The following is a 23,697-nucleotide window of genomic DNA, read 5'->3' as shown; positions in this document are numbered from 1 at the left end:
GTGTCCTCACGAAGACGGGATGGACCAGCGGAAGGAAACGCGTGCGGGTGCCGAGGAGACGTACAGCTCGTCCACGGCGCGCACGTCGACGCGGGTGACCGCCTCGCCGCCCGTACGACGCAGCGCCGGAACGTAGTAGGCATGCCCACAGGTGCCGCCGAGGAAGCGACGGCCACCGCCCGGCAGCACCTGATGCAGCTCGTAATGGCGCACGGGCCGTGCCCGGCGCGCGCCCGGGCTCCACAGGAGCCGCAGCGCGGCCGTACCGTCGCCGTTCGGCCGCGCCGCGGCGAGGGTCACCGTCGCCGGGCGGGCGGGTGCGGCCGGGCCGGGCGCCGCGGTGTCGCGCACCGCGAGGTGCCCCAGCCGCCAGCGGACCACCCCGCCGTCGGGCGCGGTGAGCCGGATGCCCAGCGCGTGGATCGTCCGGCCGGTGCGGCCGGGCAGCAGCGCCCCGACGCGCAGCCGGGCCGTGGTCCAGCCGCGCCCGCCCGCGGGCAGCGTGCACGCCGGTACGGGGACGAAGCGGCCGGGCTCCGGGGAGACCAGGAGTTCCACGCGGACACCCGCCGACCCGGGGTCGGTGCGGTGCGCCAGCTCCACCACCGCCGTCCGGGGCAGTGGCAGCCGCGCGGTGAACAGCTCGACGGTCGTCGGCGCGGCGAGCGGGCCCTCCACGAGCAGGCTGGTGCCGCCGCGCCAGGCGTCGGCGAAGTCGAAGCCCACCACCGGCCGGGCACCGGTCGTACGGATCACCCAGCGCCGCCCGGGCAGCCGGTCCTGGAGACCCAGATGGTTCCAGGGCGATTCGGACAGGACCTTTCCGTGCTCGTACCAGCCCAGGCCGTGCCCGGTGTTGAAGGTCGTCGCGAACGGCAGCGCGGTCAGGGTCGAACGGTCCGCGACGGAGGCGGCCGGAGCCCGCCACGGCCCGGCGGCCGGGGCGGACGGATCCACGGCCGGCCCGGACCAGAACCGGTCGTCCCGCGCGTGGAAGGCGGCGGGCGTGCGCCCGCCGGCGGGCAGGCTGGTCCACGTCCACTCGGGCCGGTAGAAGCCGTACGAGGTGGCGTGCGGCCGGTCGGCGGGGACGATCGCGTCCCAGTCGACCCGGGTGTCCCAGCCGTTCGCCTCCACGTCGATGCCCGCCCACAGCTCGTACCGCCCGCGCCCCAGGCGCTCGGCGAGCGCGCCGGACGACGCGAGGCCGGCCCGGCTCCAGTTGAAGTTGAGGAACATCGAGTCGGCGGCGCGGAAGAAGGGGGAGTTGTGGTCGTTCAGCTCGTTCTGCCAGGAGACGTCCCCCGAGACGGCCAGCGCGTCGTACCAGGTGACGCGCAGGCCCTTGCCGTGGGCCCGTAGATGGGCCAGGAAGTCCCGCATGTCCGCGCCCAGGGCGGCGTCGCCGCCGCCGGTCTCGGCGTTGACGAACCAGCCGTCGAATCCGTACGCGCGGGCCACCCGGATCAGCTGGTCGGCCAGCGGGAACCCGCCGTCCGCGCCTCTGCACACCAGCTCCCGCGTCCAGCGCAGCTGCCCGCCGTACGCGGCCGGAGGCAGGAACACCGTTCCGAGGACGGGCACGCCGTTGCGATGCGCGGCGTCCACGACCGGCGCGTTCGGCGCGAGGATCAGCCCCTCGCCCGAGGAACCGCCCCAGAAGACCAGCTCGTCCAGGTAGGCCCAGTGGGTGAGGGCGTAGTAGTCGGCGGTGGGGGAGCCCTGCGACGGATTCCCGGCGGTGTGCGCGAAGGCCGCGAGGGCACAGACGCGGGCCTGCCCCGTGCGCGCGGTCGCGTTGACGGGCGGGGAAGCGAAGCGGGCGGCGAGGGGCACGGTGGCCCTGTTGAAGGGCAGGTCGACGTCGCTCTCGGGCGCCCAGGAACGGAGGCTGCGCCAGGTGACCCCGGGGGCGGGAGAGCCCGTCGGCAGGCTGTCGGGATACCAGTACGAGGCGTACGGCTGGAGGTCCGCGGCGGGCGCGGCCCGAGCGGCGGGTACGGCGGGTACGGCGGGTACGGCCAAGGCGGCGACGCCTGCGGTGAGAAGGCCACGACGCGTGAGTCTCATGACTGCTCCTGTCAGGGGCGGGGGACGGCCACAACCAGCCCGTCCGGGCAACAACCAGCCCGTCCGGCGTTTGAGGACCGGGGTCCGGGGCGGAGCCCCGGTTACGGGAAGGGGCGGGGCCGGGGAAGAAATCCACCGGACGGCGACCGGCTACCGCACCTGATCCACCGTGAGCACCTCCGTGACCCCCCGACCGGCCAGGTACTCCGCATCCCCCGCCCGCTGCGAGAGCACCGAAGCCGCCCGCACCCCGCGGGAGGCAAGCCGCATCCACGCCTCGAAATACGCGCCCCCCGGCGAACACACCGAGCGGTAGGGCGCTTCCTCCTCCGCACCCGCGTCCACGACCAGGGCGGTCCGGCGCGGCTCCGCGGGGCGGCCGCTCTCGAGCCAGGTGCGGATGATCCTGGCGATCACCTCACCGGCGGGTTTGATCCGGCGGTCGTTGGTGAACAGTCCGAGGCCGTATTCCAGCTCGGGGAAGTCCGCCAGCGCGCGGTCCACATCGTGGGAGCACCACCAGGTGACGCCCCATACGTCCGGGCAGTCCAGCGCGTTGCGGACGGTCGCCTCGGTGAACGCGGCCGCGTGGCCGGGCGGGATGTGCGGTGCGGGCGCGCCGACCTCCTGGAGCCAGACCGGCCGGGCGGGGTCCACCGCCCAGGCCTTGGACAGCTCGATGAGATACGCGGCGTGCTGCTCGGTGGCCGTCCCGGCGTGGCCGTGGCGCTGGGCGGTGCCGTCGAAGACCCAGGAGTGCACGGCGGTCATCGCGCCGAGCCGGGCCGAGTGGGCGGGCGTGAAGGGGTGCGCGCCGTCGTACCAGGCGGCGTCGTACGAGGCGTGCAGATGTGGCCGGCCGGGCGCGCCCTTCTCGCAGGCGTCGAGCATCCGCCGCAGCCAGTGGCCCGCCTGGACCGGGTCGACCCGGTCGGGGTCCGGGTGCGGGTCACCGGAGAACTGGTTGATCTCGTTGCCGACCGTCATCCCCAGGAAGTGGGGGCGGTCGGCGAGTGCGGCGGCGAGCACGCGCAGGTACTCCGCCTGCGCCTCGACCACGTCCGGGTCGGTGAACAGGTTCCGGCGGTGCCAGGTCGTGGTCCAGGCGGGCAGGAAGTCGAAGCTGGAGAGATGGCCCTGCAACCCGTCGACGTTGACGTCGAGCCCGCGCTCGCCCGCCGCGTCCACGAGCCGGATCAGCTGCTCGACCGCCTTCGGCCGGATCAGGGTGCGGTTGGGCTGGAAGACCGGCCAGAGCGGGAAGACCCGGATGTGGTCCAGGCCGAGGGCGGCGATCTGGTCCAGGTCGGCCCGGATGTCGTCGAGGTCGAAGTCGAGCCAGTGGTGGAACCAGCCGCGGGTGGGCGTGTAGTTGACGCCGAAGCGCATACGGATGTCCCTTCGGGCGGGAAGGCGGTGAGAAGGCGGTGAAAAGACGGCGGGAGCCGGCGGGAAGCTGCGGGAGGCGGGGGTCAGCCCTTGACGGCGCCTTCGCCGACCCCGCGGAAGAAGTACCGCTGGAGACAGGCGAACATCACGAGGAGCGGGGCGACCGCGATGACGGTGCCGGCGGCGACCAGCCGCGGATTCTGCTGGAACGTGCCGTGCAGGAAGTTCAGGCCGACGGTCAGCGTGAAGTTGTCCGAGTCGGAGAGGACGATCAGGGGCCACAGGAAGTCGTCCCACGCCCCCATGAAGGCGAAGATCGCGACGACGGCGAGGGTGCCGCGGACCGACGGCAGCGCGACCCGGACGAACCGCTGCCAGACGTTCGCTCCGTCGATGACGGCCGCCTCCTCGATCTCGTACGGAAGGTTGGCGAAGGCGTTGCGCATCAGCAGCACATTGAGCGCACCGACTGCACCGGGCAGCACGACGGCGATCAGCGTGTTGTTGAGCTGGAGGTCGCGCATCATCGTGAACTGCGCGATGACGATGGACTCCAGGGGCACCAGCAGCGCCGCCACGAAGGCGAGCCCCGCGAGCCCACGGCCGCGGAAACGCAGCCGGGCCAGCGCGTACCCGGCGAGCGAGGCGCCGACGAGATTGGTGAGGACGTTGGCCACCGCGACCTGGAGCGAGTTCAGGGCGTAGCGCCAGACCGGGATGATGTCCGCGACGCCGGCGTAGTTGTCCAGGGTCGGCCGCTCGGGCAGAAAGCCCGGCGGGTAGGCGTAGATGTCCTCGGTGGTGCTCTTGAGCGAGGTCGACAGCTGCCAGAGGAACGGGCCGACGGTCACCGCCAGGACGCCGAGCATCAGCAGATAGCGCAGCGCCTTCTCCCAGGCGCTCGTCCGGGTCGTCACCGGTCCTCCTTGCGGTCGGCGCGCAGCACCAGCAGCATCAGCAGCAGCGCGATGGTGAAGACGACGAGCGAGAGGGCGGAGGCGTAGCCGACGCGCCCGTTCAGGCCCGTGCCCGTCCGCTGGACGAGCATGACGAGCGTGGTGTCCTGCCCGGCCGGCCCGCCGGTGGGCCCGGCCAGCAGATAGACCTCGGCGAACACCTTGAAGGCGGACACCGACGACAGGGCGCCGACCAGCACCATCGTGGAGCGCACGGCCGGGACCGTGACGCTGACGAAGCGGCGCAGCGCCCCCGCTCCGTCGACGGCGGCGGCCTCGTGCAGCTCACGGGGGACGTTCGCGAGCGCGGCCAGGTAAATGATCATGTAGTAGCCGAGGCCCCGCCACACCGTCAGGGCCATGGCGCTGAACAGCAGCAGCCATTCGTCGCCGAGGAAGGCGACCGGACCCGCGCCGAGGAAGCGCAGGATGCCGTTGAGCAGGCCGCGGTCGTCCAGCATCCAGCCCCAGATCAGGGACACCACGACGACGGAGGCGACGACCGGGGTGTAGAAGGCGGACCGGAAGAAGGTGACGCCGGGGAGCTGTTTGTGGACCAGCAGGGCGAGCAGCAGCGGCAGCAGCACCGTGAAGGGCACGACGAGCAGCACGTACAGACCGCTGTTGCGCAGGGCCACCCAGAACTGTTCGTCGTCCAGCATGTCCTGGAAGTTCCGCAGCCCGACCCAGGTGCCGGGGGTGAGGGTGCGGGCGTCGGTGAACGCCTTGTGGACGGTGGTGAGGAAGGGGTACAGATTGAACGCTGCGACGACCCCGAGGCCCGGCAGCAGGAAGAGCCAGGGGCTGACCGCCCGGTGGGTGCGCGGGGAGGGGGTCGATCGCCTGAGGTGCCGGTCCACGAGCCCGTCAGCTCTGCTCGAGGAGCTTGTCGCTCCGTGCCGCGGCGGCGTCGAGTGCCTGCTGGGGTGACTTCTTGCCCTGGAGGGCCTTGGCCACTTCGTTCTTGAGGACGACCTTCATCTCGTCGCTCATCACGACGGGCGTGTAATTGACCGCGCCCTTCAGCAGTTTCGCCGATGCGACCCGGACGCGGCCCTCGTCGGTCCCGTCGTCCTCGGTCCAGTACGGATCCCGCAGCGAGTCCTTGGTGCTGGGGAAGATGGCGACCTTGTGGGCGAACGCCTCCTGGTTCTTCCGGTCGGTGACGAAATGGGCGAAGGCGATCGCCGCCGCCTTGTGGTCGCTCCGGTTGTTGACGGCCAGGCCCATGACGTACATGTTCGGCTTGCCGGTGTTGTTGGGCGCGTCGGTGATCCCGAGGTTCTTGTACAGGCTCGGGGCGTTCTTCTTGAAGGTCTCCAGGTCGTGGGCGCCGCCCGGATTCATGGCGACCTTCTGTTCCAGGAACTTCTGGCCGGACTTCTCCGGGGTGTTGGTGAGTGCCTGCGCGTCGAGTGCGCCGTGTTCGTAGAGCTGCTTGTACTTGGTCAGCAGCTCCACACCCTTGGGCTCGTTGTAGGTGAACCGGGTGGCGTCGTCGTTCATCAGCCTGACGCCGTAGCGACCGAAGTCCTCGATGGACGGGGTCCCCGCCAGCGTCGCGGTCTTCCCGCCGGACCGCCGAGCCATCGTCCCGGCGGCGGTGAACAGCTCCTCGTAGCTCTTCGGCGGCTTCTCGGGGTCGAGCCCGGCCTGCCGGAACAGGGCCTTGTTGTAGAAGAGCGGGCCGGTGTTGAGGTACCAGGGAAAGGCGTACGAACCCCCCAGCCCGGGCAGGGTGTTGCCCTGCCATGCCTCCGGGGTGTATTCACCCTTGAACTTCGCGGTGGCCTTCTCCTTGTCCAGGTTCATCAGCAACCCGGCCTTGGCCAGCGGATAGGACAGGTCCGGCGAGACGTTGACGACGTCGGGCAGGGTGCCGGCTCCGGCGTCGGCGCTGAGCTTTTCCGCGTAGTTCTCCGCGGGCTGGTCGAGCCATTTGACCTTGACGTCCGGATTCTGCTTCTCGAACTCCCGGACCAGGCCGTTGAAGTAGTCCTTGAAATTCGCCCGCAAGTTCCACGTCTGAAAGGTGATGTCACCTGCGATCTTTCCGTCGGCGCGGGACCCGCCGTCGGTGTCCGTACCCGATCCGCAGGCGGTGAGAGCCAGGGCGGCGGCGAGGAGAGGCGCGGTGGTGACGGCTGCTCTACGGGACATGGGCATGGCCGGATGAGCTCCTTCGATCGGGCCGCAAGGGGCCTTGAGTCCGGGAGGAGGCAGATCAAAACCTGCACCCGGCAAGGGAGTTGCGTCAATACTTACGCCGCGACCTAATGCGCTTTAGTGTGGTGCCGCTCAAGCGCTTTAGGTAACGGCCCCGCCGGTGCGGGCGGGGCAGAGGGAGAACCATGCGCCGTACACCCGCCCGCCGCCCGACGATGAAGGACATCGCGCGCCGCGCGGGCGTCTCGGAGAGCGCGGTGTCCTTCGCGCTCAACGACCGGCCCGGTGTCTCCGCGGCCACCCGCGACCGGGTCCGGCGCGTCGCCGAGGAGCTCGGCTGGCAGCCCAGCACCGCCGCCCGCGCGCTGTCGGGGGAGGGGGCGGCCACGGTCGGGCTCGTCCTGGCGAGGCCCGCGCGCACGCTCGGCGTCGAGTCGTTCTTCCTCCAACTCGTCTCCGGGGTGCAGGAAGCGCTCGCGGTGCGCCGGCTCGGCCTGCTCTTCCAGGTCGTCGAGGACCTCGACGCCGAGTGCGCGGTCTACCGCCGCTGGTGGGCCGAGCGCCGGGTGGACGGTCTGCTCGTCGTCGACCCCCGCGACGACGACCCCCGCCCGGCGCTCCTCGACGAACTCGGCCTGCCCGCCGTGGTCATCGGCGCCCTGGACGGCGCAGGTGAAGGCCCGCACGGTGCGATCTCCAACCTCTGGGCCGACGACGCCGGAGGGATGACTTCCATCGTCGGCCACCTGTGCGACCTGGGGCACCGCCGCATCGTGCACATCGCCGGGCTGCCCGAACTCGCCCACACCCGGCGCCGGATCGACTCCCTGCGCGCCGAGGCGGACCGCCGTGCCCTGCCGGACGTCGTGTCGGTGACGACCGACTACTCCGACGCCCAGGGCGCCGCCGCCACCCGGCGCGTCCTGGCGGCCCCGCACCCGCCCACCGCGATCGTCTACGACAACGACGTGATGGCCGTCGCCGGCCTCGCCGTGGCCGCCGAGCGCGGAGTGTCCGTACCGCGCCGACTCTCCATCGTCGCCTGGGACGACTCGGTGCTCTGCCGCAACACCCACCCCCCGCTGACCGCGCTGGCCCGGGACACGGCGGGCTTCGGGAGACGAGCGGCCGAGCAGCTGATCGCACTGCTCGACGGGGGCCCGGCCCGACGGGTGCGGGACGTGGCGCCACGGCTCGCCGCCCGGGAGTCCACCGCGCCGCCACTGCCGCACCCCACCCGTTCGCCGGACGCCCCCGACTCCCCGGCCCGCCGGGGCGGGTGACGGCACCCTGTTCCAATCCTTAGCGACCGCTTAGTATGCGAGCGGCGTGACGCTGCCCCCTACCCCTCGTGGAGGTCCCGGTGAAGGCATGGCGAGTGCACGAGAACGGCGAACCGCGCGAGGTGATGCGCCTCGGCGACGTGCCGGAACCCTCGCCCGGCCCCGGTGAGCTGCTCGTGCGGATCCGGGCGGCGAACGTCAACTTCCCCGACGCGCTGCTGTGCCGGGGGCAGTACCAGGTCCGGCCCCCGCTGCCCTTCACCCCCGGAGTCGAGGTGTGCGCCGAGATCCTCGCCCTCGGTGACGGCGCCGAGGGCGAGATCGGGGCCCGCGTCCTCGCCCAACCCACCCTGCCGGACGGCGGGTTCGCGGAAAGGACGGTCGTGTCGGCACGAGGCGTACTGCCCGCCCCCGAGGCGCTGGACGACGCCGAGGCCGCCGCCCTGCACATCGGCTACCAGACCGGCTGGTTCGGCCTGCACCGCCGCGCCCGGCTCCGCAGCGGCGAGACCCTCCTCGTGCACGCGGCGGCGGGCGGCGTCGGCAGCGCGGCCGTCCAGCTCGGCAAGGCCGCCGGAGCCACCGTCATCGGCGTCACCGGCGGACCGGAGAAGGCACGCGTCGCCCGCGAACTCGGCTGCGACCTCGTCCTCGACCGCCGGGCGGACGACGTGGTCGCGGCCGTCAAGGAGGCCACCGGCGGGCGGGGAGCGGACGTCGTCTACGACCCGGTCGGCGGCGGCGCCTTCGCCCAGTCCACCAAGTGCGTCGCCTTCGAGGGACGCATCGTGGTCGTCGGCTTCGCGAGCGGCACGATCCCCACCCCGGCGCTGAGCCACGCCCTGGTCAAGAACTACACGATCCTCGGCCTGCACTGGGGCCTGTACAACGCCAAGGCCCCCGACGCCGTCCGCTCCTGCCACGAGGAGCTGGGCACACTCGCCGCGCGGGGCGCGATCAAGCCGCTCGTCAGCGAACGGGTCCCCCTCGACGCGGCCGCCGACGCCGTCCAGCGCGTCGCCGACGGCACGACCACCGGCCGGGTCGTCGTCGTCCCGGAGGCCGTCCGATGAGCGGCCCGACGACGTCACCGAAGGACGGAGCGGCCGCCGCGCGGAGCGGAGGGACGGACGCGACCGCCCTCGACGCCGACGCGCTGCGCCGCCGGGTCGCGGACCTGCTCACCACGCACGACCCCGCCACCACCGACCGCCTCGACTTCCTCCGCGCCCGCTTCGACGCCGGGCTCGCCTGGATCCACTTCCCCGAAGGCCTCGGCGGGCTCGGCGCACCGCGCGCCCTCCAGCAGGTCGTGGACCAGGCCCTGGAGGCCGGGGGAGCGCCCGACAACGCCCCCCGCCGGATCGGCATCGGCCTCGGCATGGCCGCGCCCACCCTCCTGCGCCACGGCACCGACGCACAACGCCGGCGGTTCCTCCGCCCGTTGTGGACCGGCGAGGAGGTGTGGTGCCAGCTGTTCAGCGAACCCGGCGCCGGATCCGACCTCGCCGCCCTCGCGACCCGCGCCACCCGGGACGGCGAGGGGGACGGCTGGATCGTCGACGGCCAGAAGGTGTGGACGTCCCAGGCGCACCTCGCCCGCTGGGGCATCCTCCTCGCCCGGACCGATCCGGACCTGCCCAAACACCGTGGCATCACCTACTTCGTCTGCGACATGACCGACCCCGGCGTGGACGTGCGGCCGCTGCGCCAGATCACCGGCGAGGCCGAGTTCAACGAGGTGTTCCTGACCGGGGTGCGGATCCCCGACACCCACCGCCTCGGCGGGGTCGGCGAAGGGTGGCAGGTCGCCCGGACCACCCTCATGAACGAGCGGGTGGCCATCGGGGGCGCCCGGGTGCCCCGCGAGAGCGGCATGATCGGCCTCGTCGCCGACACGTGGCGCCGCCAGCCCGAACTGCGCACCCACGACCTCCACCAGCGGCTGCTGAAGCTGTGGGTGGACGCCGAGGCCGCCCGGCTGACCGCCGAGCGCCTCGGCCGGCAACTCGCCCTCGGCCAGCCGGGACCCGAGGGCTCGGGCATGAAGCTGGCCTTCGCCCGCCTCAACCAGGAGATCAGCGGGCTGGAAGTGGAACTGCTGGCCGAGGAGGGACTCGGCTACGACGACTGGACCCTGACCAGGCCCGAACTCGTCGACTTCACGGGCCGTGACGCGGGATACCGCTATCTGCGCGCCAAGGGGAACTCCATCGAGGGCGGCACCTCGGAAGTCCTGCTCAACATCATCGCCGAGCGTGTCCTCGGCCTGCCGCCCGAGCCCCGCACCGACAAGGACGCCGCGTGGAAGGACCTGCCCCGATGACCACTCCCGCGCCGCCCGACCTGCTCTACTCCGAGACCGAGGACGACCTGCGAGCGGCCGTACGGTCCTTGCTCACCGACCGCGGCGGCCCCACCGCCGCGCTCGCGGAAGCCGAGACGGGCCGCCCCTACGACCCCGACCTCTGGCGGTCGCTGGCCACCGGCATGGGAACCGCCGGGCTGCTGGTGCCCGAGCGGCTCGGCGGGCAGGGCGCCACGGCCCGGGAGGCCGCCGTCGTGCTGGAGGAACTGGGCCGGTCCGTCGCCGCCGTGCCCTACCTCACCAGCGCCGTACTGGCCGTACGGACGCTGCTCGGATGTGACACCGCACGCCCCGAGGTGGCCGGTCCGCTCGCCGCACTCGCCGACGGCACCCGGGTCGGGGCGCTCGCCGTCCCGCTGCCGACCGCCCCGGGCGGGGCGCCGCACGGGACCGTACGCGGCGGGGCAGGGCTCAGCGGTGAGATCACCTCCGTGGCCGGAGCGGCCGGCGCCGATGTGCTCCTCGTCCCCGCCGACAGCGGGCTCTACGCCGTGGACGCCACGGCACCGGGCGTGACCGTCACCCCCGTCACCCCGCTGGACCTCACCCGGCCGCTCGCTCGGGTCACCCTCACCGGGGCTACCGCGACGCTGCTCGCCGAGCCGGCCCGCGCCCGTACCGCCGTCGCCGACGCGCTGCTCACCGGCGCCGGACTGCTCGCCTCCGAGCAGCTCGGACTCGCCGAGTGGTGCCTGGCGGAAACGGTGCGCTACACCGGCGGACGGCACCAGTTCGGCCGTCCCGTCGGCTCGTTCCAGGCCCTCAAGCACCGGCTCGCGGCCCTGTGGCTGGACATCGTCTCGGCCCGCGCGACGGCCCGCAACGCCGCCGACGCGCTCGCGACCGGCTCACCGGACACGGCCGTGGCGGTCGCCGTCGCCCAGGCCCACTGCGGCGAGGTCGCGGTGCGCGCGGCCCAGGAGTGCGTACAGCTGCACGGCGGCATCGGCATGACCTGGGAACACCCGGCGCACCTGTACCTCAAGCGCGCCAAGAGCGACCAGATCGCGCTGGGCACGCCCGGCCGGCACCGGGAGACACTGGCGCGGTTGGTGGATCTGCCGGGTCCCGCCGGCTGATTTCCCCCCTTGTGCAGGCTTTGTCCGGGCCGGATCATGCCCGCTCTTAGACGTGCTGTGTAAAGCGAGGCGTCGTCGCAGCAGCAAGGATGAGCGCCTCGGCCTTGGGATACCTGATACGGCCGTCCGTGGTTGTCCACGGACGGCCCTCTGCTGTCGCTGGCTTTGGCTCCCGGTTTGGCTCCCCGGGAAGCCGCGGCGTTCCTTACTTCCGACGCGCCTTGGCGAGCTTCCTCTTGGCGTCGTCCAACTCGCGCTGCCGGCGGTCGAGGACGCCCTGCGGCGACCATTCCCCCTGGTGCTTACGACAGCGCGAAGTCCCCTTCATGACCGCGTTCTTGCACGGCCTGCCGGTCGACTTGGTCCGGGCTCCACACTTCTGCTGCGCCCCAGCCACTGCCATCCGCCTCCCCTCCGAAGCACCGCGCCACGCCCGGATGACGGGCGCGGGTGTCCAGCCTTCCGCCGCCAGCGGCTGGCGGTAAGGCTCACGACGGGAAAAGCGGCGGCGTACGAGCGCACACGGCTCCGGAGGGCGCTTCGGTCCTAAGCAACGCTGCTGGTCAGGACCACGTGTGCGACCGGCTGAGCCGGGCCTGTCCACGCATGGTCCACGACGCCCTGCCGGAGCAGCGCCTGCTCTCACGAACCGTGCAAGCTGAGTTGTGTCCGTCGGATCCCTGACGGGCGACGGTATGCCTCGCCGCCCATGGGGCAACATCACTGACGGCCTTCAGTGGCGCAGATAACCTGCTTGACCCCGGTGGGCCGGTTGTGTCTGTTCTTCGGCTCGGAGCAGTTGCCGAAGACTACGATCTTCCTGCACGGCGTGGGACACCTTGGGGGTGGTGAGGCGTGGACTTGCTCGATCTGCGAAAGCTGTCTGACCTGGACTTCGAGAGTCTATGCAAAGACATTTTTGAGCGCCTACTAGGTGTGAGGCTTGAGATTTTTTCAAGCGGACCAGACGGTGGAATCGATCTACGTTACTTTGGACCCAACCAGAAGATTGTCATTCAATGTAAGCACTGGATGAAGAGTGGGCGCGCCAAACTTATTGGGCATTTGTTGGATAGTGAGCTCCCTAAGTTGGATCGAATCCGGCCAACGCCGATGCGCTACATCCTGGCCACTTCGGTCGAGATGACGCCGTCCGCCAAAGAGAAGATTCTCGACGGGTTCCGGCCCTACATTCAAAGCACCGGAGATATCTATGGAATCTCCGAGATCACGTCGTTCTTGCAAAACAACCCCGAAGTGGTTCGCAAGAACATGAGGCTGTGGCTCAACGATGCCACGATCCTTGAGGCCATGATCTCAAAGAATGTGATCCAAAGGTCGCTGCATCTCGCTGATGACATCAAGGACACACTGCGCACGTATGTACCGAGCGCTAATTTGCGAAAAGCGATGAACCTCGTGGAGAAGAATCACGTGGTTTTGGTATCGGGACCGCCGGGGGCTGGCAAGACGACATTGGCGCAGGTAATGTGTGCGCACTATGCAGATCGCGGATTTGAGGTTGTCGAGGTATCCGAAAACGTAGAGGATGTCTACCGGGTCTGGCATGACGGAGAGCCGCAGATATTTATTTACGACGACTTCCTTGGCCAAACCTCGCTAGATGACAAGTTGCATAAGAATGAAGACAGTAGGCTTCTCTCGTTGATTCGTCGAATCCGTAAAGATTCTACGAAGAGATTTATCTGCACGACGCGCGAATATGTCCTTCAGCAGGCACGGCAAAGGTATGAGCGCATGGATCGAGGGGATCTCGACCCCCTCACGTTCACCGTCGATCTAGATGTTTTAGGACGGGAAGAAAAGGCGCAGATACTCTACAATCATGTCTACTGGTCGGAGTGGCCGACGTCTACAAAGGGGGAGTTCTCGCGGCCGGATGTGTATCGCCCAATTATTAGGCATAGAAGCTTTAACCCCAGGGCCATCGCTGACCTCCTGTCTTTGCCGTTCGACCCTGATCGGGGCGAACCTGGCGCTCAAGTTGAAGCAGCCCTAAACGACCCCATGGGGTTGTGGAGGCATATTTTTGACCACCAGTTGAAGGACAGTGATCGAGACGTCCTCTACGTCCTCTTCACCATGGGCGGGAAGGCAACCTTTTCAACCCTAGGGGATGCTTATCTAGCGTTCTCGAACCGAGGCTTGTCGCAATTTAAGTCCAGTTTGCGAGTTCTGGATGGCACGCTTGTTCGCCTATTTGGAGATTACTCTAAAGGTTACGTTGAATTTAGTAACCCTTCCGTAAATGACTTCATGTTGATGAAGTTCTCTGAAGAGCATGACCTGGTCGTTAGGGTGTTGAAGAATCCGTACTCTTTTGATCAGATGGCTCTGCTTTGGTCCTATCATGATGCGCCAGTGGATTCGGGACTGCCGGCTCGGTTGAATCTTGCGCCATTTCAGGTAGAGATCGAGAAAGCCGCGTTGGCCACATTGGAACGTGATGGGACGTCCACGCACTCTAGAGCTGGGAGAGTTGCGGTTTGCCTGGCTCTTGCTGGTTCAATGCACGTCCCGAAGGTTGAGGATTGGGCAGTGCGTAGGCTGAACTCGCCGGGTTTCGTCTACCGGGCTTCAATTGGCGACGTAATTGCGCTGATTCGAACCACCTATGGATCTGCCAATCGGAGAATTAAGAATCTTCACGAGTCGGTGCGGCTGGAAGGTCTCACGTCGTTGTTTAATAGGGATCGTGGTGACTGCGGTCTCTTCGCGGCGGCTAGCCACGCCATGGACCTAGCTGAATACGTGGAAGACAAGATTCGGGTAGACCTGTGTCGGCAGGCTGATGAGATGTTTGATGACCTGCTGGATCGATACTCTCGCGACCCTGACGATGCGGACCCGGATCTGATCGATCACGGGCTTCAGTACATACTGCGACACGGCGACCTCTGGCAGCACAGGTGGCCGAACGCGGCAATTATGTTGGAGGATTGGCTCCCGGAAGAGACGCAGCTCATCGAGGGAAGCGAAGAAGAATCTGATATTGATCCAGAGTATGTCGACGGTGAGGTCTATTTGACCATGCACTCCTTGAGCTTTCTGGAAGAGTAGGTCGAGGCTCTGGTTAACAACGAGTACGCCGGGGCCTCAAGCGGTGTGTCAGGGGCTGGCGGCTCTGGCTTCCCTGTGGCGCTCTGTGCCTTGATGCGAACTACGGGCAGTGCAGTTGTTGATGCATGCTGGGTGGTCCGGGGATCGTCCCCTACTGCCGCGCGGCGTTGGCGGTGATGGCACCTGCGAGGACGTGAGTGCGCTAATGGTTCGGGCAATTCAGTCCGCACGCGCAATAGCAGCCGTTCGCATTGACTCGGCATAGATGCTGTCAGAATTCACTGGATTGCCTGCGGGGACCTTTGCAATAACCCTCACGCTTTCACCGTCTGACAAATTAATGTCGACCGTGATTTCAAACGGTGCAGGACTAAAGCAGAATGGGTCCACCTGATCTTTTCCTGGTTCAGGCGGAGCCGGCGCCTGCACGCTAGTGGACTGGCTAGGGCGCTCGACAAAGAACTCGTACGGGGACATCCCCGTGACAGCTGTGAAGGTCACCGCGACGCTCGCCAGCGCGCCCATGAGCACTGTTGTGGCCTCCGAGGTCGCCATCAGTTTCGCCCTGAGGGAGCCGACCTCGATGCTTACGACCTGAAACATCCCGTCTTTGAAGTTGGCGGGGCAAATGCGAAATGGAAATCCGATTGCCCTCGCGTAAGCAGCGTCCTCACCCAGTAGCGGCTCAATCGACAGTGCCCATCGAAATTGGAAGTCAATGTAATCAAGTAGGCGCCCAAGGGTTGCGGCATCAGTAGTGGGCGTCGTGATTTCGACCGAAATTTCCTTCGTGTGGGCCGATTCGAAGGGGTGCACGATGTCGCGTGCCTTCGGCATGACCTCTGAGGTCAGGTACGTCCAGAACCGTTCGGGGAAGATGCCATCGACGCTTGCCCGTGCGTCCACAGGTGCCTCCTTTTCCTTTGCTCCGCAGCCAGTCACTCACGATGCAGGCCATTTCGCTTCTTCGGGGTGTCATGCGGGTGACGGAGCAGGGCGGGCACTGGTGTGCCACGGACGTTGAGAACGTCCTGCTGGCTCTCGGCCTATGGTGAGAGCGGTCGGTGGAGCGACTTTGGCCGGGAGCTGCTTTGGCGCGAGTGATCATGGCCCCGTAAGCTTCCGGCGAGTCGGGCAGTCTGTGGACCTGCCCGTTAAAGCACGACGTTGGGGCCATGATCTTCGAGGCTCGCACCAAAGTGGCTGGCTAAAGTCGTGGAGCCGACCGCCCCAGCCACGACGGGGTTCTCCCCCCACTCATGGCCGCGTCCGCCGGCCGGTGGCCTGGTGCGGGATCAGCGGGCCGTACGTACGCCCGCGCATTTGGCAGTGTCGGTCCGCGTGTCACCGTCACCGCGATCCGGCCTCTTTCGGTGACACAAAGCGTCTTTTACCTGCATCGTTGGGGATCACCGTTCGTCCCCGTGCCCGTGTTGGAATGTGGCCGCTGCGTGCGGCGACGGGCGGGCGGCGACGTGCGCCGGTGGCGAAGACATGGAGGCGGCGCGGCGGCGACCGGCCGGCGCCGCCGCGCTTGGCGCGGCCCTCGGTTTGATCCGACCTAACAGTGTTAGGCAACCGGGTGGAAAGGGTGCGTGGTGGCCCCGGAAGCGGGGCGTTGAGGTCCGACCGCTGTTGCGTCTTTCCCTCCTGAGGCCGGATCGTGGTGGCGGTGGCATGCGGGCCGGGAGCGGCCGTTGATGCGCTTGGGCGGAGTGTGCGGCGGCCGGGTTGGCGATGATCGACAAGCGCCGTTGGCCGTCGGCCGAGCGAGCGCAGCGAGCCTTGATGGGGTAGGGAATTTCTGACCGCAGGGCCTGGTCATGGGTGTGTGCGGCCCGCCGTGCGCACGGGCGTCACTGCCCTGGCGCGACGTGCGAAGCTGGGGCGAGGAGGGCGCCGCCGGGCGGACGCCGGGGAGGGTGAAGAAATGGGAGGCCACGTGCCGCAGGCCAGTCCGCGAGGCACCTACTTGCAGATCTCGGAGACTCTACGCCAGAAGATCGAGAAGGGGCAGATCAGCGAGGCGCTCCCGTCCGAGGCGGAGCTGATGGGCACCTTCGGTGTGGGGCGCAGCACGATCGGGCGGGCGCTCAAGGCGTTGAAGTCTGACGGGGTCATCGAGTCTGTACAGGGGGCGGGATGGTTCGTGGCCGGCACAGGTGACCGGCGCCCGCTTGTCGACCAGGTGACGGATCTCCTGGGCACTGAAGGCGTGGGGGTGGGTGACACCTTCCCGTCCGAGAGTGAGCTGTGCGCTCACTTCGGCGTATCGCGTACGGCGGTTCGTTCTGCCATCGCACAGATGGAAGGACGGGGGCTCATCGAAATGGGCCCGAACCGTCGACGGAAGGTTCGCGCCCTCCCCGCTGAGAAGGGGGCCTCGTAGCCTTGGGTGCCATGGACCTCACCAACCGGGCCTACAGCCTTGCCGAATCGCTGCTGGCCGAGCCACTGCCGCGACGCTGGTCGCATTCCTTGGGGGTGGCCGGGCGGGCCCGCTCGCTCCGGGAGATCCTGGGGGAAGACGCTTACTTGATGGAGGCTGCGGCTGTGCTTCACGATGTCGGCTACTCGCCGCGGATTGCCTCTACGGGTTTCCACCCCCTCGACGGCGCTCGGTTCCTACGGGACCAGGAGGGCATGGACGAGCGCGTGGTTCGCCTCGTCGCGCACCACTCCTGCGCCCTACTGGAGGCTGAGGAGCGGGGACTCCGCGAGGAGCTGGAGAGTGAGTTCGCGCTGGAGCGGCCGGCGCTCGTCGACGCCCTGTTGTTCTCCGACATGACGACCACTCCCGACGGTGAGCCGACGACGTCAGACGCCCGAGTCGCTGAGATCGTCGACCGGTATGGACCAGAGACGATCGTGGGGCGCTTCATTCAGCGGGCCGCACCGGAGATCCATGCAGCCGTGCAGCGCGTCGAGAGTCGGCTCAGTGCGGCGGAAGCGGCTGGTCAGCCGATGTAGGGAGCGGCGCGTGAATCGTCGAGCCCATGGGTGATTCGCAGCCGCATCGACGGATGGATGTCCAGCTTTTCGAGGTCCGTTGGGGAGACCCAGCGGACCTCTTTCGACTCGGAGCTGGTGCGTAGGGTGCCACCGGTCGGCCGGGCACGGAAGCAGATAGAGAACTGCTGGCGCACTTCGCCGTCGTCGTACGCCATGACGTGCTGTGGGTCGGTGTAGAGACCCACGATGTCCTCCACGACTACCGCGACACCGGTCTCCTCCTCTACCTCCCGAACGACCGTGTCCGCGATGCTTTCTCCTACGTCGTGCCCTCCACCGGGCAAGGCCCAAAGGTCGTTGTCGGTCTTGTGGATGAGAAGGATATTGCCTCGCTCATCCCGGACAACCGCGGTGACGGACGGTACAACCGAGTTGGCCGGGGGAGCGTCCGGATCGCGGAAGTAGTCGGTACGGCTCATGTTGCGGCGCCTTCGTAGTCAGTGGGTGATGTGATCCGTCGACCGCTCTCCCATACACGCTCCAGGCTCTCCACGTACGTGTCGAACAGTTCGCCCCCAGGCACGCGCTGGAGGTGCAGAACGGGCGCCATGTATGCCCCAACGCCGTAGACGTGGCCGTTCGCCAGCAGCTCGCTGTCGGCGCGGTAGATCGAGTTGTAGAGCGTCGTGGCATGGAGCCTGAACTCCACGCTTGGGAGCCGGAAGAGCGGTGCGTAGTTCATCAGCGCATTGCGGATCTTGGCGGCCATGGATGGTCCGATACCTTCGTCGTCGCCACGGACAGCGACGGCTGGACTATTGGGGTCGCCAAGTAAGAAGCGCACAGGTACCCCGGCGGACGACTTCTCTCGTACGAGCCTGTGAAAGCAGGGGTCCTCCGTCAGCCAGAAGCCCGAGTACACCAACACGTCGAAGTGCTCGGTAGCGGCGGCGTACAGCTTCGTCCACGTGTCCTGTGGGACGACGGAACGATGTGGGTAGAGCTTCATCACCTCCGAGTCGCTGGACGCGGTGACCTCTTCTGAGGTCCGTTCGTCTGGCCAGAGATAGGAGACCTCCCGCCGAAGCATCGAGGACGCTGCGTACTGAAAGCGCCTGTAGGGCTTCCGGTTTGGTTCGGAGATCCAGCGCTCAACGGTCTTCGGGGACACGCCGAGACGTTCCGCTACCTGCTCCAGCTTGAGGCCGCTCTCGACGATCGCGCCGCGGAGCCTCTCGTTCGCCATACGACTCTCCCGTCTGGGACGTCCTAGGACGAGTTCGACTCTAGCGAGTCGGGAGTAAGTCGTACATGCGCGGAGTCCAACGTCCAGCCGCTAGTTGCCAAGCTGGTCATGTCGCTGATCGGGAGCGGCAGTTTCGGCATCGAGAACCCAAGGGTTGACGGGGGCCGAACTGATCTGCCACCGTGAGAGACATGTAATACATGCATTGCATGTAACGCACGGCAAAGAGGCCCGGGTAGCCGGGCTGAGGGCACCGGATCCCTTGGCAACCGGATGGCACAGACCGAAAGGTCACGTCTCTGCCTACCAACGGGAGCGCGCTCCCGGAAGGAGACACTGCACTTGATCAGCCCTCCGCAGCGCCTAGCGCTGCGGCCGGTTGCCTCCTCCGTCCGTCCAGCCGCTTTCACGCTGTACGGGCGGGGTTGAGGGGAGCCGGAAGAGCGGCTTCACCCGGGGCGGCTGCCTCTCGCCAAAGACGTTTGGCCGCCCGGGGTCCCTGCCCCGTCCCCGAAGGATCAGGAGATCCGCCATGAAGACCTATGTCGGTGGCCAGCGGGCCGCCACTGCTGCCGAGTTCATCGAGTTAGCCCTCGGCACGCCGCTTGAACTCTGGCTCGGTGAGCCGGACGAGAGCCCGGAGGAGCGGGCCGCGCGGCTGGATGCGGCGCGGGACATCCTCGCCGACGACCCGGGTCTCTTCGACGCCGTCACCCAGCTCGCCGTGGACGTCCTGGGCACCCACGCCCCCGCGCTGCTCAACGTCACGACCTTCGACCGGCCGCGCTCGGGCCGGGGCCGGGCGTCGGGTAAGGCGGCGGCGTGATGAACGCCCTGCTCACCGCGTCCGCAGCGGCCGGGCCGCTCGCGGCAGGCTGGTCGCTCCACACTCTGCTTCTCCGCCGCCGGGTCGAGAGGGCCCGGCGTGACCCGCTGACTGGCCTGCCCGGCCGCGACGCCTTCACCACCACCGCCCGCCGCCGGTTACGCGCCCCGGGCGGGGTGGTGGTCCTGGTGGACCTGGACGGGTTCAAGCAGGTGAACGACGCGCACGGTCATGCTGCCGGTGACGAGGTCCTGGCCTCTGCCGCCAAGCGGCTCGCGGTCTGGTCGGAGACGCGCGGCGGGTGCGCGGGCCGGTTGGGTGGCGACGAGTTCGCCGCCACCATCACCTGCCCGGCACCGTCGGACCTGCCATTCGAGCTGGACGCCCTCCACGACGCCCTGACCTCCCCCGTCCCCTTCCGGGGCGCTGAGCTGGACGTGGGGGCGTCCATCGGCGCGTTCGCCGTGGCCGGGCTCCCTGAGCCGGTCCTGGGCCCGGCGCTTCGGCGGGCGGATGAGGCGATGTACGCCGCGAAGCGGGGCGGTGGCGGCTGGCACGTCGCCGACGGACCGATCCCCGTGATGACGACCACCAACGGCCGGCGTACCGGCCGCCCCGGTACCAACCCCCGGTCAGGAGGATCCCGATGACCGCACTACGGCACCGTCTCTACCGTCGTCTGCACCCGCGCCAGTACCGGGCCGGGCAACTCGCGGAACAGCGTCATCAGTTCCTCGACACCGACTCGCGGCCGGTGCCCGCCGACTACCCCCGGGCCCGCAACCGGGCCACGGCCGCCCGCCAGGATCTGACGAACCAGGCCGCGGCAAGCCTCCCCGGAGATGCGGCATGAGCGCCCCGGCCCTGTCGGCGCTGAGCGCTCCGCTGCTCGTCCTGCGGCTGTTCAGCGCGGAGTTCGCGCACCTTCCCGCCCCCGCCCTGGGGGTGTCCACGATCTTCCCGGACCGGCTGGAGCTGTCCTTCCACGGCGATTTTGCCGGGTTCGAGGCATGGCGCGACGCCCTCCAAATCCTCCCTTCGTCGGTGAGCTATCACGAGCACAGCGGCGGCCGCACCCGCGTCCTGACGGCAGAGACCGACTACGGAGGCGCCCGGGTACACCTGATCGGCTTCGCTCAAATGCCCGGCGGCGACGGGGCGCGTTCACGGCAGGAGGCGGGTCGGTGAACGATGGTCAGATCCGTTCAGCCGAGCGTGCTCTGTCGGTGGGCATGTGGCTGATCGTCTTCGGGGCCATGCTCTACTCGGTCCTCACCGTCACCCCGCTCATGGCGGCCCACACCCCGGACGCGTGGGACTGGACAGCGCCGATCCTGCCGCTCGTCGTGGATGCCGCCGTAGTGATCGTGGTCCGCCTCGACTCCGCCCTCGCCCGCCTGGGCGGGCGTGGTGGCCGGTGGCCCATCGTCCTGAGGTGGATGACCGGCGGTATGACGCTGGCCCTGAACGTGGGCGACTCCGCGCTGCTCAAGGACATGGTGGGCGTGGCCGTGCACGGGGTGGCGCCGTTGCTGCTGATCGTGACCGCGGAGACCGGCCTGGCCTACCGGCGGGCCATCGCCGCCGCCGTGACGGCCCTGGAGGCCCGGCAGCGGGACGACCGCGAAGCGGCACGGAAGGCCGCTGCCGAACGCGTGGAAGCAGCCGACCGGCGGGCCCGTGAACAGCGCGACCACGAAGCCCAGGTGGCCCGTGAACAGCGTGAACATGAGGCCTGTCTCGCCCGCGAACAGGCCGAGCGGGAAGAGCGCGCACGGCGGGAGGAACGGGAGCACGCGGAGGCCCGGGAGCGTCAGGAGCGGGCTGAGCGTGAACGCCGTGAACAGGAGCGTGAACAGCAGCAGCGCGAGCATGAACGCCGTGAACGCGAAGCTGCCGAACGCCGTGAACACGAACGCCGGCAGCGCATCGAGCGTGAGCGCCGTGAACGGCAGGAGCGCACCGAGCGGGCTGAGCGTGACCGCGCCGCACTGCTGGCCGCCGGGCCGGCCACGGAGAAGCAGCCGGAGGAGCGGGCCCGCGCCACTGCCCGCGCCGCCTTCGAAGCGGGCCTCCCCGTGCGTACCGCGGCAGAGCTGACCGGCTGGTCTACCGGCTGGGTCTCCTCCCGCTACCAGGAGCTGCGCGACAACCCCACCCCGGCGCCCCGGATTCTCGAAGGAGCAACCTCGTGAAGCTCTCGCCGAACACCACCCCGCTTGAACCAGCGGACTTGCTCATCCGGATGCACAACCTAGTCGGTGCCGCGGTCGACGTCACCGGCCGCGTTTATGGCGAAAATTCCCGCTGGGCCTGTCACGGCTGCGGCTTCACATCGGGCTGCGATGTCCTGGCTCTGCACCGTGGCAGGGCCAATGCACACGCCTCACAGTGCCGGGCCGCCTACCACCACCTCCGCTGATGTCGCCGACCTTCGGCAAGTGCTACGACCCCACCGGCGCCCGGTACGGGATACCGACGTACCCGTGGCGCCTGGCGCCGGACGGCCTGGCCACCCGCCGCCAGCTCCGCGCCCAGGGCCTACGCCCCGGAGGCCAGCCGGTTGCGGCGCAGATCATGCGCCGCAACTGCCGCCGGGGCGGGGTGCAGGTCGCCTACCTCTACCCGCTCACCGGAGCGAAGCCCGTCCGGCCAATGACACCCGGCCGGCGGGCCGCCCTCGATCGGGCCATGACGGCCCGCCGCACCTGCCCCAACTGCCTTACCGACGCCGGTTACTGCATCCCGATCTCGCTCGGGATGTGCGTGACCTGCGCCTACCCGGAAGGAACCGACAGCCGATGACGTACTGCGGACAGATGAAAACCTCGTTCCTCAACGACAAGCAGATCCACCCGATCGAGTACCGCAAGTGGGCCGACGCCGTTCGGCACTTCGAACGGCACGACAAGGACCGGAAGAAGGTCGACGAGCTCAAGCGGTCGATCTCGGAACGAGGACTCCAGAAGCCGATCATCCTCGGTGTCTCCGACCGGTACCCGGACGTGTACGTCGGCGACGGTCACCACCGCGCCGTAGCCCTGATGGAGCTGGGCATCGAATCGTTCGCCTTCCACTGGTACTGGATCAAGAACTTCGGCGTCCGCATGGAGCACGAGCCCTTCCCCTACCGCCTCCTAGGGCTGTGACAACCGCCATCCACCAGGCACAAGGCGCCACCTGCGCCAACCCCGAAGAACAGCGCGCCGTCTGACCACCCGCAACCGTTCAAGGAGTTCCGCTGTGACCACCCAGACCGAGCAGAGCAGCATCCCGGCGGTTCCCGCGCAGATGCAGGGGTCCCACCACTGGATCATGACCCTGGAGCTGCCGGGCCGTCTGACCTCCAGCCTCTACGGCACGTGGACCCCGCCGACCGGAGCGACCCGCTGCGACGTCTTCACGGCCATCAAGAACCACATCACGTCGGCCAACCCGGACCTGGCCGGAGCCAACACGATGTTCTTCGCCCTGGAGCCCAACCAGCTCTGAGAGGAACGCACGTTGAAGCTCCACCGCCTCCTCTTTCCCGCTGCCGCGACCGTCGGTGCGGGTGTCGCCGTCTCCTACGCGGTCCGCCTCCACGCCTGCAAGGTCCCCGCCATGGACATCGCCGCCTGCGTCCTGGCGCTCTTTGCCACGGTCACCGCGGCGGTGCACCACCTGTTCGAGGCGGCCACCGCGACCACGCACCGGTGCCGTGTCGACGGCTGTGACTTCCGGGTGCGGATACGGACCAGCGACCCGGGCGAGAGTCGCCGGTGGCAGGAAGCCGCCGCCTCACACCCCGCCCACACCCTCACACCCCGCCCTTGACCTGGAAGGACGCCATGGACTGGGACTGCCAGCACTGCCCCACCGAGAACCCCCCGGACGCCGAGAACTGCCGTTCCTGCGGCCAGCCCTGGGCCTCTCGCCCCGTCCCGCTGGTCGAACCGTGCGACTGAAGTACCTGCGCGTCAACTGCTGACATCCCTGCCCGGGGTGTGCCGCGCCTCCGGCCAGGCCCTGAGAAAGCGGGCCGGAGGCGCCCTGCGCACCCCAGATGAGGAGCACCCACAGTGTCTGACAACAGCACGACGACTACAGCACCTTCGGCCGATCCCGCCTCTGACCCCGGGGGCGGCGGTCAGAGCATTCCGCTCGATATCACCGTGACGACCGCCGACGCCGGAGCAGCAGCAACGGGCGGTACGGGGCGGGTACAGCGCGGTGCCGTACGAGCGTTGCCCGCCACCGTGTTCGGTGCGGAGGCGGCCACCGTGGCCACGTCCGGCCTGT

Annotated in this window: 26 protein-coding genes; 17 read left to right on the top strand and 9 right to left on the bottom strand. The window is 68.6% G+C overall.

Going from position 1 to position 23,697, the window contains the following annotated elements:
• Positions 1–6: 6 nt before the first annotated feature.
• From FHS38_RS26635 to FHS38_RS26615, 5 genes are all read right to left on the bottom strand, one after another.
• The gene (locus FHS38_RS26635) at positions 7–2,070 is read right to left on the bottom strand and encodes an endo-beta-N-acetylglucosaminidase (RefSeq protein WP_184737685.1); all 2,064 of its coding nucleotides are present in this window, start codon (positions 2,068–2,070) and stop codon (positions 7–9) included.
• A gap of 150 nt (positions 2,071–2,220) precedes the next feature.
• Positions 2,221–3,459 carry a glycoside hydrolase 5 family protein gene (locus FHS38_RS26630; RefSeq protein WP_184737684.1) on the bottom strand — a complete coding sequence of 413 codons (1,239 nt, stop codon included), beginning with the start codon at positions 3,457–3,459 and terminating at the stop codon, positions 2,221–2,223.
• Positions 3,460–3,542: 83 nt separating this feature from the next.
• Entirely contained in the window at positions 3,543–4,328 is a 786-nt protein-coding gene (locus FHS38_RS26625; protein WP_184738057.1) for a carbohydrate ABC transporter permease, read from the bottom strand.
• Positions 4,329–4,372: 44 nt separating this feature from the next.
• A complete protein-coding gene (locus tag FHS38_RS26620; RefSeq protein WP_184737682.1) occupies positions 4,373–5,275 on the bottom strand; it encodes a carbohydrate ABC transporter permease in 903 nt (300 codons plus the stop codon).
• Between the two features lie 7 nt (positions 5,276–5,282).
• Positions 5,283–6,581, bottom strand: a complete 1,299-nt coding sequence (locus FHS38_RS26615; protein WP_184737680.1) for an ABC transporter substrate-binding protein — start codon at positions 6,579–6,581, stop codon at positions 5,283–5,285.
• 185 nt (positions 6,582–6,766) lie between these two features.
• Here FHS38_RS26615 and FHS38_RS26610 point away from each other — a divergent pair, with 185 nt between their 5' ends.
• The 4 genes from FHS38_RS26610 (at position 6,767) to FHS38_RS26595 (ending at position 11,311) form a co-directional block, all read left to right on the top strand.
• Entirely contained in the window at positions 6,767–7,864 is a 1,098-nt protein-coding gene (locus FHS38_RS26610) for a LacI family DNA-binding transcriptional regulator (protein ID WP_184737678.1), read from the top strand.
• 80 nt (positions 7,865–7,944) lie between these two features.
• The gene (locus FHS38_RS26605; RefSeq protein WP_184737677.1) at positions 7,945–8,937 is read left to right on the top strand and encodes an NADPH:quinone oxidoreductase family protein; all 993 of its coding nucleotides are present in this window, start codon (positions 7,945–7,947) and stop codon (positions 8,935–8,937) included.
• Positions 8,934–10,190: an acyl-CoA dehydrogenase family protein gene (locus tag FHS38_RS26600; RefSeq protein WP_184737675.1), complete on the top strand. Its 1,257-nt coding sequence runs from the start codon at positions 8,934–8,936 to the stop codon at positions 10,188–10,190. The genes FHS38_RS26605 and FHS38_RS26600 overlap by 4 nt, the downstream gene beginning before the upstream one ends.
• The gene (locus tag FHS38_RS26595) at positions 10,187–11,311 is read left to right on the top strand and encodes an acyl-CoA dehydrogenase family protein (RefSeq protein WP_184737673.1); all 1,125 of its coding nucleotides are present in this window, start codon (positions 10,187–10,189) and stop codon (positions 11,309–11,311) included. Before FHS38_RS26600 ends, FHS38_RS26595 begins: the two co-directional genes overlap by 4 nt.
• A 205-nt stretch (positions 11,312–11,516) precedes the next feature.
• Here the strand turns inward: FHS38_RS26595 and FHS38_RS35670 are convergent, their stop codons facing one another.
• Positions 11,517–11,639 (bottom strand): hypothetical protein, encoded by a 123-nt coding sequence (locus FHS38_RS35670; protein WP_260420959.1) that lies wholly within the window; start codon positions 11,637–11,639, stop codon positions 11,517–11,519.
• 527 nt (positions 11,640–12,166) lie between these two features.
• On the opposite strand from FHS38_RS35670, the gene FHS38_RS26585 reads away from it, so the two are divergent.
• Positions 12,167–14,392 carry an nSTAND3 domain-containing NTPase gene (locus tag FHS38_RS26585; protein ID WP_184737669.1) on the top strand — a complete coding sequence of 742 codons (2,226 nt, stop codon included), beginning with the start codon at positions 12,167–12,169 and terminating at the stop codon, positions 14,390–14,392.
• A 219-nt stretch (positions 14,393–14,611) separates the two neighbouring features.
• Here FHS38_RS26585 and FHS38_RS26580 read toward each other — a convergent pair whose 3' ends face one another.
• Positions 14,612–15,298, bottom strand: a complete 687-nt coding sequence (locus FHS38_RS26580; protein WP_184737667.1) for a hypothetical protein — start codon at positions 15,296–15,298, stop codon at positions 14,612–14,614.
• Between the two features lie 1,036 nt (positions 15,299–16,334).
• Between FHS38_RS26580 and FHS38_RS26575 the strand changes: the two genes are divergently transcribed.
• Together FHS38_RS26575 and FHS38_RS26570 are read left to right on the top strand one after the other, a co-directional pair.
• The gene (locus FHS38_RS26575; protein ID WP_184737665.1) at positions 16,335–16,781 is read left to right on the top strand and encodes a GntR family transcriptional regulator; all 447 of its coding nucleotides are present in this window, start codon (positions 16,335–16,337) and stop codon (positions 16,779–16,781) included.
• 11 nt (positions 16,782–16,792) lie between these two features.
• On the top strand, positions 16,793–17,362 hold the full coding sequence (locus FHS38_RS26570; RefSeq protein WP_184737663.1) for an HD domain-containing protein: 570 nt from the start codon (positions 16,793–16,795) through the stop codon (positions 17,360–17,362).
• On the opposite strand, the gene FHS38_RS26565 is transcribed toward FHS38_RS26570, so the two are convergent.
• Positions 17,350–17,823 (bottom strand): NUDIX domain-containing protein, encoded by a 474-nt coding sequence (locus FHS38_RS26565; protein WP_184737661.1) that lies wholly within the window; start codon positions 17,821–17,823, stop codon positions 17,350–17,352. The two genes, FHS38_RS26570 and FHS38_RS26565, sit on opposite strands and share 13 nt — an antisense overlap.
• Positions 17,820–18,590 (bottom strand): helix-turn-helix transcriptional regulator, encoded by a 771-nt coding sequence (locus FHS38_RS26560; RefSeq protein WP_184737659.1) that lies wholly within the window; start codon positions 18,588–18,590, stop codon positions 17,820–17,822. The genes FHS38_RS26565 and FHS38_RS26560 overlap by 4 nt, the downstream gene beginning before the upstream one ends.
• Positions 18,591–19,122: 532 nt before the next feature.
• Between FHS38_RS26560 and FHS38_RS26555 the strand changes: the two genes are divergently transcribed.
• The 10 genes from FHS38_RS26555 (at position 19,123) to FHS38_RS35665 (ending at position 23,363) form a co-directional block, all read left to right on the top strand.
• Entirely contained in the window at positions 19,123–19,416 is a 294-nt protein-coding gene (locus tag FHS38_RS26555) for a hypothetical protein (RefSeq protein ID WP_184737656.1), read from the top strand.
• The gene (locus tag FHS38_RS26550; RefSeq protein ID WP_184737654.1) at positions 19,416–20,066 is read left to right on the top strand and encodes a GGDEF domain-containing protein; all 651 of its coding nucleotides are present in this window, start codon (positions 19,416–19,418) and stop codon (positions 20,064–20,066) included. Before FHS38_RS26555 ends, FHS38_RS26550 begins: the two co-directional genes overlap by 1 nt.
• A complete protein-coding gene (locus tag FHS38_RS26545; RefSeq protein WP_184737652.1) occupies positions 20,063–20,269 on the top strand; it encodes a hypothetical protein in 207 nt (68 codons plus the stop codon). Before FHS38_RS26550 ends, FHS38_RS26545 begins: the two co-directional genes overlap by 4 nt.
• Positions 20,266–20,604: a hypothetical protein gene (locus FHS38_RS26540; protein ID WP_184737650.1), complete on the top strand. Its 339-nt coding sequence runs from the start codon at positions 20,266–20,268 to the stop codon at positions 20,602–20,604. The genes FHS38_RS26545 and FHS38_RS26540 overlap by 4 nt, the downstream gene beginning before the upstream one ends.
• The gene (locus FHS38_RS26535) at positions 20,601–21,611 is read left to right on the top strand and encodes a DUF2637 domain-containing protein (RefSeq protein ID WP_184737648.1); all 1,011 of its coding nucleotides are present in this window, start codon (positions 20,601–20,603) and stop codon (positions 21,609–21,611) included. The genes FHS38_RS26540 and FHS38_RS26535 overlap by 4 nt, the downstream gene beginning before the upstream one ends.
• Before the next feature lie 226 nt (positions 21,612–21,837).
• Positions 21,838–22,221, top strand: coding sequence for an RRQRL motif-containing zinc-binding protein (locus FHS38_RS26530; RefSeq protein WP_184737646.1), 384 nt, complete (start codon positions 21,838–21,840; stop codon positions 22,219–22,221).
• 14 nt (positions 22,222–22,235) lie between these two features.
• Positions 22,236–22,565, top strand: a complete 330-nt coding sequence (locus FHS38_RS26525; protein ID WP_184737644.1) for a ParB/RepB/Spo0J family partition protein — start codon at positions 22,236–22,238, stop codon at positions 22,563–22,565.
• Between the two features lie 94 nt (positions 22,566–22,659).
• On the top strand, positions 22,660–22,908 hold the full coding sequence (locus FHS38_RS26520; RefSeq protein WP_184737642.1) for a hypothetical protein: 249 nt from the start codon (positions 22,660–22,662) through the stop codon (positions 22,906–22,908).
• Between the two features lie 12 nt (positions 22,909–22,920).
• The gene (locus tag FHS38_RS26515; protein WP_184737641.1) at positions 22,921–23,232 is read left to right on the top strand and encodes a hypothetical protein; all 312 of its coding nucleotides are present in this window, start codon (positions 22,921–22,923) and stop codon (positions 23,230–23,232) included.
• Positions 23,229–23,363, top strand: a complete 135-nt coding sequence (locus FHS38_RS35665) for a hypothetical protein (protein WP_260420958.1) — start codon at positions 23,229–23,231, stop codon at positions 23,361–23,363. The genes FHS38_RS26515 and FHS38_RS35665 overlap by 4 nt, the downstream gene beginning before the upstream one ends.
• Positions 23,364–23,697: the final 334 nt, after the last annotated feature.

The sequence above is a fragment of the Streptomyces netropsis genome (assembly GCF_014203545.1).
GTDB classification, from domain to species: domain Bacteria; phylum Actinomycetota; class Actinomycetes; order Streptomycetales; family Streptomycetaceae; genus Streptomyces; species Streptomyces netropsis.
Note: the sequence above shows the minus strand (reverse complement) of the source record. Positions and strands in the feature narration are given on the sequence as shown.